The 13,459-nt window shown below is 75.7% G+C and carries 6 protein-coding genes and 1 pseudogene; 1 reads left to right on the top strand and 6 read right to left on the bottom strand.

Annotated elements, in window-relative coordinates:
• The first annotated feature begins 192 nt into the window (after positions 1-192).
• Positions 193-1,215: an LAETG motif-containing sortase-dependent surface protein gene (locus ACIF8T_RS18085; protein WP_400036105.1), complete on the top strand. Its 1,023-nt coding sequence runs from the start codon at positions 193-195 to the stop codon at positions 1,213-1,215.
• 81 nt (positions 1,216-1,296) lie between these two features.
• Here ACIF8T_RS18085 and ACIF8T_RS18090 read toward each other — a convergent pair whose 3' ends face one another.
• The 6 genes and pseudogenes from ACIF8T_RS18090 to ACIF8T_RS18115 form a co-directional block, all read right to left on the bottom strand.
• Positions 1,297-3,135, bottom strand: coding sequence for a GMC family oxidoreductase N-terminal domain-containing protein (locus ACIF8T_RS18090; RefSeq protein WP_400036107.1), 1,839 nt, complete (start codon positions 3,133-3,135; stop codon positions 1,297-1,299).
• Positions 3,136-3,163: 28 nt separating this feature from the next.
• Positions 3,164-4,777, bottom strand: coding sequence for a succinic semialdehyde dehydrogenase (locus tag ACIF8T_RS18095; protein WP_400036109.1), 1,614 nt, complete (start codon positions 4,775-4,777; stop codon positions 3,164-3,166).
• A 520-nt stretch (positions 4,778-5,297) separates the two neighbouring features.
• Positions 5,298-7,037, bottom strand: coding sequence for a protein kinase (locus ACIF8T_RS18100; RefSeq protein WP_400036111.1), 1,740 nt, complete (start codon positions 7,035-7,037; stop codon positions 5,298-5,300).
• A 213-nt stretch (positions 7,038-7,250) separates the two neighbouring features.
• Positions 7,251-8,597: pseudogene (locus ACIF8T_RS18105) on the bottom strand (protein kinase); the annotation flags it as partial.
• A gap of 114 nt (positions 8,598-8,711) precedes the next feature.
• Entirely contained in the window at positions 8,712-10,631 is a 1,920-nt protein-coding gene (locus ACIF8T_RS18110) for a serine/threonine-protein kinase (RefSeq protein ID WP_400036113.1), read from the bottom strand.
• A gap of 156 nt (positions 10,632-10,787) precedes the next feature.
• Positions 10,788-13,457: a protein kinase gene (locus ACIF8T_RS18115; RefSeq protein ID WP_400036115.1), complete on the bottom strand. Its 2,670-nt coding sequence runs from the start codon at positions 13,455-13,457 to the stop codon at positions 10,788-10,790.
• Positions 13,458-13,459 lie beyond the last annotated feature (2 nt).

The following is a 13,459-nucleotide window of genomic DNA, read 5'->3' on the forward strand; positions in this document are numbered from 1 at the left end:
AACGAAGGGCGTGACGCAGGCCACATAAGAATTATGTAATCGCGGGGACAACCCTTCGCGGCCGTCGCGGATCAAACATGCAGAACCAGGGGCCACTCCCGCACCCCAGAAGCGGCGGCCTTCCCACACCTGGTACTGCGACCGCCGCAGTACTCCGGACTTCCTGAGGTCTTCATGAAGCTTCGCCGTGCCATGGCAGCTGCGGCCGCGACCGCGGTCATAGCCCCGATCGCGCTGCTGTCCGCGCCCGCCGCGTTCGCGACGGAGTCGACGGAGACGCCGTCGGGGACCCCGACGGAGACGGTCACCTCCACACCGAGCGAGACGGCCACCGAGACCGCCTCGGCGACGCCGACCGACACGGCCACCTCCACCGCCACGCCGACCGCGACCGGCCTGCCGACCGACACGCCGACGAGCTCCTCGCCGTCCGGCACGCCGTCGCAGAGCCCGACCAGCGAGCCGGAGCCCACCGACTCGGCCGAGCCGAGCGAGGAGCCGACCGACCCCGAGGTGCCGTTCTGCGAGGAGGTCGACGAGGAGTTCGCCGACGCCAAGGTGTCCGCGGACATCAAGGGCCTGCCCGGCAAGATCGTCGCGGGCAGCGGCTACCACGGCTTCCAGCTGGTCGTCACCAACGAGTCGGGCACCGACGTCGAGGGCGTCGCGTTCTACGCCGAGGTGGAGAACTACGAGCTCGAGGAGTCCAAGTACCTCAGCCCGTACGTCGACCTGGAGTTCAAGAACCCGGGCACCGGCGCCTGGGAGGACATCCGGGACGAGTCCGGCTACGCCGGTGACTACTTCTTCTACGCGGAGGAGCTGAAGGCCGAGAAGAGCGAGACGGTCGACCTGCGCGTCAGCATCGACGCCAAGGCCCCGGCCGGCGACGCCTACTCCTTCGGCTCCGGCGCCTACCTGGACAACGTCAACGGCCAGGACTGCATCGCCGAGGGCTGGTCCCGGTACGACTTCCAGGTCCTGCCGGCCGGCTCCTCGAACCCGAAGCCGGGCGACGCCCAGCCGAGCGACGGGGACAAGGGCTCGGTGAAGAAGCCGCAGGGTGACGTCTCCGCGCTGCCGACCGGCAACCTCGCCGAGACCGGCTCCAACTCCGCCCTGCCGGTGATCGGCCTCGTCGGCGGTGTCGCCGTCGTCGCCGGTGCCGGTGCGGTGTTCGCCGTCCGCCGCCGCAACGCCGGGGCGGACGCGTAACACCCGGGGCGCACAAGCCAAGAGAGGGACCTGAGCTCGGAGGGGGGCACAGGTCCCTTTCTTCGTGCCCGCGGCCGGCGGTTACCGCTTCGGCGGCACCGCCGGCATCCCGAGGAACGGCAGCCGCAGCGCGCCGAAGGCGTCCGCCGGGACCGCCGGGGACTTCGGCTCGACCGGCCGGAGGCGCTCGTAGGCCGTGCCCTGCGCCGGGCGCGGGTCGGCCTCGCCCTTGTTGGGCCAGTACGACATCGCCCGCTCGGCCTGGGCGGTGATCGTCAGGGACGGGTTCACGCCCAGGTTCGCCGAGACCGCGGCGCCGTCGACGACCGAGATGCCGGGGTGGCCGTACAGCCGGTGGTATGGGTCGATCACGCCGGTCTCGCGGGAGGCGCCGATGGGGCAGCCGCCGAGGAAGTGGGCCGTGAGCGGCATGCCCGACAGCTCGCCGACGTTGGAGCCCGCGAAGCCGTTGATCTCGGCGGCCAGCGCGCAGGCGCCCTCGGTCGCGGCCTTGATCTGCTTGGGGTTGGGGGCGCCGTGGCCCTGCCGTGCCGTCAGCAGGCCGCGGCCCACCCCCGACGGCTTCAGATAGGTCGTCAGGGAGTTGTCCAGCGACTGCATCACCAGGCCGATGATGGTCCGCTCCGACCAGCGGCGGTTGGACAGCGAACGCACCACCAGCACGGGGTGCCTCGCCGCGTGGGCCAGGAAGCCGAGGACGCGGGAGGCGCCCGAGCGGTTGCCGGCGTACGGCACCTGGAGGATGGACAGGCTGCCCATCGAGTTGGAGCCCCGGCCGTAGCGGACCGGCTCGATGTGGGTGTACTCGTCGGGGTGGATGGAGGACGTGATGGCCACGCCCCGCGTGAAGTCCGCCTTCGGCGCGCCGGTGGCCTTGCGGTAGCGGCGGTCGTCGGTCTGGGCGCCCACCAGCGCCTCGGAGTTGGTGCGGGTCAGCTCGCCCAGCCGGTCCGACAGGCGCGGCAGCTGCCCGCCCGCCTTCATGCGGTGCAGCAGGGTCTGGGTGCCGTAGGTGCCGGCGGCCAGGACGACCCGGCGGGCCCGGAAGGTGCGGCCCCGGCCCTTGCGCCGGTCGTCGGTGGGCAGGGTGGCGACCGCGTAGCCGCCCCGGGAGTCCTCCGTGACCGACACGACCGTCGTCATGGGGTGGACGACCGCGCCCGCCTTCTCGGCGAGGTGCAGGTAGTTCTCGTTGAGGGTGTTCTTCGCGCCGTGCCGGCAGCCGGTCATGCACTCGCCGCACTCGGCGCAGGCCCGCCGGGACGGGCCCGCCCCGCCGAAGTACGGGTCGGGCACCTCCTGGCCCGGCTTCGCCGTCACCGACCCGTCGGCGTCCTTGCCGTCGCCGAAGAACACGCCGACCGGCGCCAGGTGGAAGGTGTCCCCGCAGCCCATCCGCTCCGCCGCCGCCTTCAGGTGCACGTCGGAGGGGGTCATCGTCGGGTTGAGCCGCACGCCGAGCATGCGCCGCGCCTGGTCGTAGTACGGCTTCAGCTCCTCCTGCCAGTCCGTGATGTCCCGCCACTGCGGGTCCTCGAAGAACGGCTTCGGCGGGACGTAGAGGGTGTTGGCGTAGTTGAGGGAGCCGCCGCCGACGCCGGCGCCCGCCAGGACCATGACGTTGCCCAGCAGGTGGATGCGCTGGATGCCGTACATGCCGAGCCTGGGCGCCCACAGGTAGTTCTTCAGGTCCCAGGAGTTCCTGGGGAGCGTCTCGCGCGTGAAGCGGCGGCCCGCTTCCAGGACGCCGACGCGGTAGCCCTTCTCGGTCAGGCGGAGCGCCGAGACCGAGCCGCCGAAGCCGGAGCCGACCACGACCACGTCGTAGTCGTACCCGTCCTCGTGGCTCTCGTCGTGGCCGTCCCCGTCCCCGGGCTGGACGGACTTCTCCTGCGACACGTGCTCTCCTCGTCGAGAACGGGTGCGGTTAGCGGAAGCGGAACGCCTTCATCAGGCGCAGGCTGCGGGTCATGAACGCCGCGTACTGCTCGTCGTCCATGCCCAGCGACGGGGCCATCGGCAGCAGCCGCTGGTGGGCGACGGTCTGGGCCTCCGTGTACTTGAGGATGCCCTCGGAGCCGTGGCGGCGGCCGAGACCGGAGTCCTTCATGCCGCCCATGGGCGACTGGACGCTGCCGTAGGCGGGCGCGTAGCCCTCGTTGACGTTCACGGTGCCGGTGCGCAGCCGGGCGGCGACCCGGCGGCCGCGGCGGGCGTCCTTCGTCCAGACCGACGCGTTCAGCCCGTACGGCGTGGCGTTGGCGCGCGCGACCGCCTCGTCCTCACTGGTGAAGCGGTACACCGAGACGACCGGGCCGAAGGTCTCCTCCGAGCAGACGGCCATGGACGGCTCGACGCCGTCGAGGATGGTCGGCTCGTAGAAGTACGGGCCGATGTCCGGGCGGGCGGTGCCGCCGGCGACGACCCGCGCGCCCCGGTCGACGGCCTCCGCCACGTGCCGGCGGACGGTCTCCAGCTGGCGTTCGCCGACGAGGGAGCCCATGTCGGCGCCGTACGCGAGGGAGTTGCCGAGCCGCATGGCCCTGGTGCGGGCGGCGAAGCGCTCCAGGAAGGCGTCCGCGACCGACGCGTGGACGAAGAGCCGCTCGATGGAGATGCACAGCTGCCCGGCGGAGGAGAAGCAGGCGCGGACGGCGCCCGCGGCGGCCTTCTCCACGTCGGCGTCCTCCAGCACCAGCATGGCGTTCTTGCCGCCGAGTTCGAGGGAGACGCCGACCAGGCGGGCGGCGGCGCCCTGGGCGACCTCGCGGCCGGTGCGGGTGGAGCCGGTGAAGGAGACGTAGTCGGCGTGCCGCACCACCTCGGGGCCGACGACCGGGCCGTCGCCGATGACCACCTGGAAGACGTCGGCGGGCAGCCCCGCCTCGATCAGCAGGTCACGGGCCCACAGGGCGGTCAGGCAGGTCTCCGTGTCGGGCTTCATCACGACGGCGTTGCCCGCGGCGAAGGCCGGGAGCGCGTCGCCCACCGACAGTTCCAGCGGGTAGTTCCAGGGGGCTATCTGGCCGACGACCCCGCGGGGGTGGCGCAGCTCGGTGACCCTGGTGAGGGCCGGCACGGCGCCGGCGTGCCGCTTGGGCCCGAGGTACGACGGCGCCTTGCGGCCGTAGTGGCGGGCGGCGACCGCGACGGCCTGCACCTCCTCGTGGGCGTGCAGGCGGGCCTTGCCGGTCTCCAGCTGGACGAGGTCGAGCACCTCGGCCTGGCGCTCCAGCAGCAGGTCGTGGAAGCGCAGCAGGACGGCGGCGCGCCGCCGGACCGGCACCCGCGCCCACACGGCCTGGGCGGCGCGGGCCGCCTCGAACGCCCCGGCGACGTCCTCGGGCGTCGACTCGGGGAGGTCGGCCAGCTTCTCGCCGGTGAACGGCGTGTGGTTGGCGGTGCGCCCGGAGCCGGCCACGCCCTTGGTGAGCTGGGCGACCAGCTCGGGCGTGACCACGTCGGCGGCGGTGCGGGCGCCCGCGGGAGCGGGTGCGAGGGGGTTCGTGCCGGTCTTGTCCAGGGCCTGCGCGTCCGTCATGACGCGCAGGGTATGCCGCGGCCGGGCCTTTGGGTACCCGTCGGTAATACGGCTTTACCGAAGGCACACATCCCGCCAGTGGTCGCTGGCAACGAACGCCCTGATCAGGGCGTTGTACGAGGCGCCGCACGAGGGGAACGGAGTCCGCGTCGGCCGGCGCCGATCCGGAGCCGGTCCCGGGCGGCCTCGGACACCGCGGCACCCGCGCGCTCGTCCGGAGCACCGGCGGGCATGTCGACGCGCAGCGCGTACAGGCGGCCGTCGCCGGTGCGGACCACCAGCTCCGTGACCCGGGTCCGCGGGCCGCCCCCCGTGCCGTACACCGTTCCGCACGCCGTTCCGTACGTCGTGTCGGCGAGGACGGCCTCGTGCCCCTGGACGCGGGTGCGGGTGTACCGCGTGGGCGCGGCCGGGCGGCCGTCCCGGGTCCGGTGCGCCTCCGGGCCTGGCCCGTCGGGGAACGGGGTGCCCGCTCCCTGTCGCCGCGGGACGGGGCAACTCTCCTCCGTGCGGCGGGTGTTCAGCCCCGGTCGACGTCCAGGTTCGCGATGGCCGTCCTCGCCACCTCGCGTCCGCGTGCCGTGAAGTCGCCCTTGCCCGGGTAGCTGACGGTGAGCTTGTACATGTCCCCGCCGGGGGTGCGGTAGTAGAAGAGCCGCAGTTCGCGCGGGCGCGGGTCCTGGGTGTCGTCGGTGGTGTAGGAGACCGTGTTCTCGGCGGCCTTCTCGCCCCGGTACGTGGTCCCGTCGTCGGGGCGGGTCCGGGTGTCCGGGCCGTCGGGCATGTCGAGGGCGTAGTCGCCGCTCCGCTTGAACTGCGCGTCGTCCTCGTACATCTCGGCGGCGGCGGAGTCGGCGATCGCACCGGTGGTGTCCTCGCCCTTCCTGTCGAGCCGCAGGCCGATCCAGATGCTGCCGCTCCAGTCGGTGTACGTGACCCAGTGCCCCTGGTCCGTCTTCCGGTCGGGCACGCTCCGCACATAGCCGTCGGGCACCGCCACCGTGGCGGCGACGTCCTTCTCCCGGTGCTTCTCCCAGCCCTCCGGCAGCGGCCCCGCGAACGGGTCGGCGATCACCAGGTACGCCGTCACCGCCGCCGCGACCACCGCCGCGCCGAGGCCGAGCCAGGCCGCGCGGCCCGGCCGGACGCGTCCGCCGCCGCCGTCGGGCGCCCGGACGACCTGGGTGGGCTGCGGGACGGGCGGGGCGGCGGCCGCCTCCAGCAGGGCGCGGACCCGGGCGGCGTCCGGGCGGCGCGCCGGGTCCTTGTGCAGCAGACCGGTGATGGCCTCGGCGAGCGGGCCCGTGGCGGACGCGGGCGGGGCGGGGGTGGCGTTGAGGACGGCCTGGAGCGTGGCGGGCGTGTGGGAGCGGCGGAACGGCGACACGCCCTCCGTCGCCGCGTACAGCACCACCCCGAGCGACCACAGGTCGCTGGCCGGACCGGGCCGCTGGCCCAGCACGCGCTCCGGCGCGATGTACTCGGGCGAGCCGACGAAGTGACCGGTGTCGGTCAGGTTCGTCTCGCCCTCGATCCGGGCGATGCCGAAGTCGGTGAGGACGACCCGGTCGTGGCGGCCGAGCAGCACGTTGTCCGGCTTCACGTCCCGGTGCAGGACGCCCGCCGCGTGCGCCGCCTCCAGCGCTCCGAGCACCTCCAGGCCGACGCGGGCCGCCTCGCGCGCGCCGAGCGTGCCCTCCTGGAGCACGTCGCCGAGCGACCGTCCCCGCACCAGCTCCATGACGATCCACGGCCGGCCGTCCACGACGGCGACGTCGTGCACGCCGACCACCGAGGGGTGGTCGAGCCGGGCCGCGGCGCGCGCCTCGCGCCGCATCCGCTCGAAGGCGTTGGCGCGTTCGCGCTCGGGAAGGTGGTCCGGTACGCGGGGCTCCTTCACGGCGACCTCGCGGTCCACCGTCTCGTCGTGGGCGCGCCACACCGTGCCCATGCCGCCGTGCCCCAGCTTGGCGATCAGCCGGTACCGGCCGGCGACGAGCCGCCCGGCACCGGGGTCCCCGGCGTCCTGCGTCCGGGCCGTTCCCTGCGGCGGGACGACCTGGGTGGGCGTCGCGTACGGGTTGCCGTCCGGTGCCGCGTGGGGGGCGTCCGACGCCGTGCGGGGGGTGTCCGGTGCCGCGTAGGGGTTGTCCGGATGCGGTGCCGCCGACCGCGGTACGGCCGACTGCGGATTCGGCGGTTGCAGAACGAAACTCGTCGGCTCGTCGGCCCCGTGGCGGGCTCCCCCGTCGCTGCTCATGGCTCCATCCATATCGCGCCGGCCGCTCGGGGATCCACTTCGGCGGCGGCGCGGTCACAGACCCGTGACGCGCTCCGGGGCTTATCTCCCGTTTCGGTGCGAGCGGACCACGGGCTCCGGTCCCGCCGTCCCGCTGCCGGGCCGCACGGTCGGCGTACGGGTCGCGGTCGGTGTACGAGTCGCGGTCGGCGTGCGGGGCGGCGTCGGCGTACGGGTGACCGTGACGGTCGGGACCGGGGAGCCCGGGTCCGGGCGGCTCGACGCCGACGCGGTGGGGACGGCCCCGGAGGGGAGCGGGCCACCGGGAGCGGAGGGGGCCGGGACGGTCACGGTCGCCGTCGCGGCCGGGGGCGTCCTCGGCGCGGACGTCGTCGGCGTACCGCCCCCGTCGCCGCCGCCCCGGTCCATGAGCAGCGCCGCGGCCGAGACACCCGCCCCCGCCATGGCCGCGACCAGCAGCCCCGCCACGAGCACGCCGCGCGGGGAGGGCCGGGCGGGCGCCCCGGCGGTGTCCGGCCCTCCCGGCGACCGCCACACGGACAGCTCCTGCCGCGGGCCGGGCGCGTCCCGCACCGGCCGCCCCGCGGCCTCCGCTCCGGCCGGCGACCGGACGGCGTCCGCGGGCCGCTGCCCGTCGGCGTCCCGCGGGGCGGCCGGCCACCGGCGGGACGCGTCCCGTCCCGTCGGCGCGTACGCGGGCGGCGGCACCGGCGGCGTGCGGCCCGTGTCGCGGAAGGCCAGCAGCATCCGCTCCGCCGCGTCCGCGTCCAGCCGCCGGTCCGGATCGCGCTCCAGCAGGCCCCGTACGACGGGCAGCAGCGGACCGGCCTGCGCCGGCGGCCGGATCTCGTCGGACACCACCGCGTGCAGCACCCCGCCCAGCGAGTCGCGGTGGAAGGGCGACGCGCCGCTCAGCGCGGCGCACAGCAGCGCGCCCAGCGACCACAGGTCGGCCTCGGGGCCGGTCCGGGCGCCCGACATCCGCTCGGGCGCGGTGTACTCGGGCGACCCGACGAAGGAGCCGGTCTCTGTGAGCGTGGTGGCGCCCGGCACCTGGGCGATGCCGAAGTCGGTCAGGACGACCCGGCCGGTCCCCTCCTCCAGCAGCACGTTCGCCGGTTTGAGGTCGCGGTGCAGGACACCGGCCGCGTGCGCGGTGCGCAGCGCGCGGAGCAGCGCGATGCCGATGCGGGCGGCCTCGGCGGCGTCCACCGGACCGCGGGCGGCGATCCGGTCGGCGAGCGAACCGCCGTCGACCAACTCCATGACGATGTACGGTCGTTCGCCGTTCCCCTCGTCCACGACGACGTCATGGACGACGATGATGTGCGGATGGCGCACCTGGGCGACGGCACGGGCCTCGCGCAGCGTGCGGTCCCGCTGCCGCCGGGCGTCGGCCGCGGAGAGCGTCTCGTCGACGGGGAGTTCCTTGACGGCCACCCGGCGGCCGAGGAGCTGGTCGGTCGCCCGCCACACCACGCCCATCCCGCCGCGCCCGAGTCTCGCCTCCAGCCGGTAACGGCCCGCCACCACACGGACGCTGTCCCCCTCGGTCCCCATGCGGCCATCATGCCCCACCGGACGGATCGGCTCCGGTCGGCCGGCGGGCGGGTGGCCGAAACCGTCGGCCCGCCCGCCGGGAGGCCCGTGCCCCCGCGGGCCGGGGGCCGTCCGTCAGGGCGTCTTCTCCTGCCAGCTGCGCAGAACGGACGCGAACTGCTCGCGGGCCGTCGGCCAGTCGGCCGCGGGCGAGGACATGTAGATCGCGTACTCGGTGCCGTCGCGGGCGACGTACGTCTCGTCGACGGCCCGGCGCGGACCGGGGAAGGCGGTGTCCTTCGCCTGCGCGGTCCAGGTGTACTCCCACCGGGCGCTGTCGCGGTCGCGGTAGACGGTCCGTTCCAGTGTCACCCGCCGGTAGTCGACGAGCCGCTGGAGCTGCTGCTCCAGGTCGAGCTGGTGGGCGTACGGGTCGGCGAAGTCCGGCGAGGTGTCGACGGCGATGCGGACGAAGTGCTCGCCGCCGTCGGGGGTGTAGTCGATCTGCCGGAGGTCGTCCTGGATGTCGTGGACCCGGCGTTCCCAGCCCTTGGGCAGGGAGAGGCTGAAACCCACGGGGTCGTCGTGCCGGACCCAGCCGTCCGGCACGGCCCCGCCCCGGCTCCGCGAGGCCGTGGGGGTGGGCGTCGGGGCGGACGACCCGTCGACGTGACTGTCCTGGCGCCGCCCCTCGTCCCACTTCAGCAGCGCCACGGCGGTCCCCCCGCCGACGAGCGCGGCGAGCACGACGACGAGGGCGAGCGTGCGCAGCCGGCGCCGCACCGACCCGCCACCGGCCGCGGGGTGGGCCGGGCCCATCGCCGCGGGTGCCGTCGCCGCCGCCGTTCCCATCGCCGCCGGTCCCATCGCCGTGGGGCCGATGGCGGTGGGACCGGTCGCCGACGGTCCCGCCGGGCGATGCCCCGTCGCACCGGGCCCCGTCGCCGTGGGCGCGGTGAACCGGGAAGCGCCGGGCCCGGTCGCCGTGGAACCGGCCGTCGGGCGGCCGGACGTCGCACCGCCGGGGACCGCACCGCCGGGGACCGAACCACTGGAGAACGAACTGCCGGAGAACGAACCGCCGGAAGCGGGCCCGTCGTTGGCGGAGGCGCCCGCCGCATACGCCGCCGGGTACGCGGCGCCCGCGCCCGGCCCCGGACGGGCGGGGCCCCCGGGAGCGTCCCGGTGGTGGTCGCTCCCGTACCGCGTCGTCGGCGCGTACGCCCCCGCCGCGTCCGGCCGCCGTCCCTCCGCCGCCCCGGCGAGCATCCGCTCCGCCTCGGCCGCGCCCGGCCGGGCGGCCGGATCCTTGCGCAGCAGTGCGGTGATGACGGGGCCGAGCGGGCCCGCGTGCTCCAGCCGTCCGGCCTCCTCCTCGACCACCGCCTGCATGGTGGCCAGCGGAGTGGTACGGCGGAACGGCGACCTGCCCTCCACCGCCGTGTACAGCGTCGCGCCGAGCGCCCACAGGTCGGAGGCGGGGCCGGGGTCCTGGCCGCGGACCCGCTCGGGGGCCAGGTAGTCGACGGAGCCGACGACCTCTCCCGTGCGCGTGATGGTGGTGTCGCCGTCGATCTGCGCGATGCCGAAGTCGGTGAGCAGGACGCGGCCGTCGCGGCCGAGGAGGACGTTGCCGGGCTTGACGTCACGGTGCAGGACACCGGCGGTGTGCGCGGCGCGCAGGGCGCGCAGCACCCACAGGCCGACCCGTGCCGCCTCGCGCGGCGCCACGCGGCCCTGCTCCCTGACCTGGTCCGCCAGCGAGCGGCCCTCGACCAGCTCCATGACGATCCAGGGCCGGCCGTCGTGTTCGAGCACGTCGTGGACGGTGACGACCGCCGAGTGGTTGATCCGCGCGGCCGCGCGCGCCTCGGCCCGGGTGCGGGCCAGCAGGACGGCCTGCTCGCTCTCGGACACGTAGAGCGCGGCGGTCAGCTCCTTGATCGCGACGGCCCGGTGCAGCACCTCGTCGTGCGCACGCCACACACGGCCCATGCCGCCGCTGCCGATGGCGTCGCCGAGCCGGTAGCGGCCCGCCACGAGCAGGCCCTGCATCTGATTCACGTTGCCCCGCAATGGTCTTGACAGGGTCAGGGTAAGGACCCGTGCGCGTCCCGGGAACCGGCGGGGTGCCAAGGAGACCGCACTGTGACGGTTGTCGCGATCGGGGCCCGGAGGGAACCACGAGGTGAACGGGTCACCCCGCCCGGCTCACCCCGTCGCCCGGTAGGTCGCCGCGGCCTGCTCGAACAGCCGTGACACCTGGTCCCGTTCGGCCTCCGGCCCCCGCACCTGGACCACGTGGTACGCGCCGTCCACCAGCATCGCGAGGTTGCGCACGTACAGCTCTCCACCGTCGTCGCCGGTCCAGGTGAACTGCCCCTCGGCCATGGACCGGCCGCCCACCTCGATCGTCTTCAGCCCGGTGGAGGTGGCCCAGCTGGAGTCCCGGTACGGCTGCAACTCCCGCTCCCGTTCCCGCTGGTACGCCATCGGGTCGCTGCCGTACTCCGCCGCGCTGTCCCGGCCCGCCACGACGATCAGCTCGAAGTCGCCCTTGGAGTAGACGACTTGCCCCAGGCTGTTGCGCGGGGTGCGGTCCCAGCCCTGGGCGACGGCGACCTGGAACCCGGCCGGGTCCTCGCGCAGCGTGAAGCCCTCGGCGGCCTCCGGCCCGGTGGTCTGCGTCTCGGTCGAACCGGTCGCGTCCCCGGCGGACGCGCCGTCCTGCGGCCGCGGTGAGGTCTGGTCCGTCCGGGGCTCGCTGCTGGCGTCCGCCTCGGGCGCCCGGCTCGCCTCGCCGGCCGCGCCCGTCCGGTCCGCCGCACCCGCCCCGCCGGTCTCCCCGGCCTTCGGCATGAAGAGCACGGCGTACGCGATCGCCGCGGCCATCGCGAGGAACACCAGCACCAGCAGGGTGCGTCCCAGGCTGCGCGGCGAACGGTTCTCCTCCCGGGCCCGCTTGTGCCGCCCGTGGTGCGCGGGCAGCCCGGCGCGCCGCCGGCGCACCAGCTCGCCCCGGCGGCGCACGACCGGCAGCCGGGTCGCGTCGACGGGCGGCGCCGGGACGACGTGCACCCCGGCCTCCGGCTCGGGCGCCGACCGCACCAGGGAGCGCAGCCAGCCGCGGAGCTCCTCGAAGTCGGGCCGCTCGGTGGGGTCCTGGCGCAGCAGCGACTCCACGACGGGCCGGAGCGGCCCGCACTCCTCGGCGTACGCGGGCGGCTCCGCGCACACCATCTGCACCAGCTCGGCCGTCGAGTCCTCCGGGTAGGGCGCGTGCCCCTGCACGGCCCGGAAGAGCAGGGCGCCGAGCGCCCACAGGTCGGTCGCGGGCCCGATCGGCGCGGCCAGCTGCCAGTTCTCGTGCACGGGGCCGGCCTGCTCCGGGGCCCACCGCTCGGTGACGGGCCCCACCACGGCCATCCGCGCCTGCCGCGCCCGCTCGGCCGCCAGGGCCGTGGCCGGACCGCGCCGGACGGGGGTGTGGGCGACGAGGTCGTCCCAGCGGGCGGGGACCGCGCCCTCGGCGGCCGGCCCGCCGGAACCCGGAGCCGGTCCACCGGGCGGGGCGGCCGGACCGGGGCCCGGCAGGCCGTACGCCGTTCCGGCGGGGCCCGTGGCGCCGGGCGGCGTCGCGGGCGCGCCCCCGCCGGCGGGCGGCAGCGCCGTACGGTCCGGCCCGGCGGGTCCTCTGCGGGGTCCGGCGCCGTGCCAGGCGGCACCGCCCACGCCGTACGGGTCGGCGATCTGCCCCGGCGGGACGGCACCGGGCGCCGTGCCCTGGCCGGGGACGAACGGGGTCCGGCCGGGACCGTCGTCGTGCGGGCCGCCGTCGGGGGCGGACCGGGCGCCGGGCAGGGCCGCCCGCCCGCTCTGCTGGGCCTCCTGGACCCGGGCCGCCGCCCGCGCCCCCGCGCGGTAGGCGGCGATCGCCCCGGCGCGCGCCGCGCGGATGTCGTCGCCGGGGTCCGTGCCCCCGCGGGGCGGTGCCGCCGGGGCTCCGCCGGCCGTGTCCGGGCCCGCCGCGGGCAGGCCCCGGGTCGCACGCGCCTCGATGGCGGCCCGCCGCGCCGCCTCGGGATCGGCCGACCCGCCGGCTCCGCCCGGCCGTCCGAACCCCTCACCACCACGCGAACCGCCAGGACCGCCGTACGCGGAACCGCCGGGGTCGCCAGGACCGCCGTGCCCGGCGGGGTCACCGGCCTCGATCGCCGCTCCGGGCTGCCCCGGGTCCTCCGGCGCCGGCACCGGGTCGTACCCGCACAGCGCCTCCTCCGCCGCCCCGACCGCCAGGCCGGTCAGCATCACGCGGCCGTCGTCGCAGACGAGCACCGTGCGCGCGGTGATGTTGCGGTGCACCCAGCCGTGGGCGTGCAGCACCCGCAGGGCCATGAGGACGTCGGAGGCGACCTCGGCCGCCCGGTACGGCGTCAGCGGCTTCTCGGCGAGCAGCGCGGCCAGCGGCCGGGCGGCGACCAGCTCACTGACGATCCACAGCGAACCGCCCTCGGCGAACACGTCGAAGACCTGGTCCAGCCGCGGGTGGTCGGGGATCGCGGCCGCGGCCTGCGCGGCCTCGACGGCCCGCCGGACGACCGGGTCGGTGGGCCGCCGCGTGCCGGCGCCGCGCCCGCCCGCGCGTCCTCCCGAGCGCCCGCCGCGCCGCGCGCCGCCGTCCCGCGCCGTGAAACCGTCGGGCAGCCCTTCCGCGTCGAGCACCTCCGCCTCGACCACCTCGGGCAACGGCACCTGTCTGACCAGGACTTCCTGGCCGCTGTAGGTGTCGAAGGCCCGGGTCTCGGTGAGTTCGTACTCGTCCGACGGGGGCAGGGGCAGGCGGTAGCGGTCGGCGAGTACCCGTCCCGCATAGTCGTCCACGA

It is taken from the genome of Streptomyces sp. NPDC085946, from assembly GCF_044540485.1.
Classification (GTDB): Bacteria; Actinomycetota; Actinomycetes; order Streptomycetales; family Streptomycetaceae; genus Streptomyces.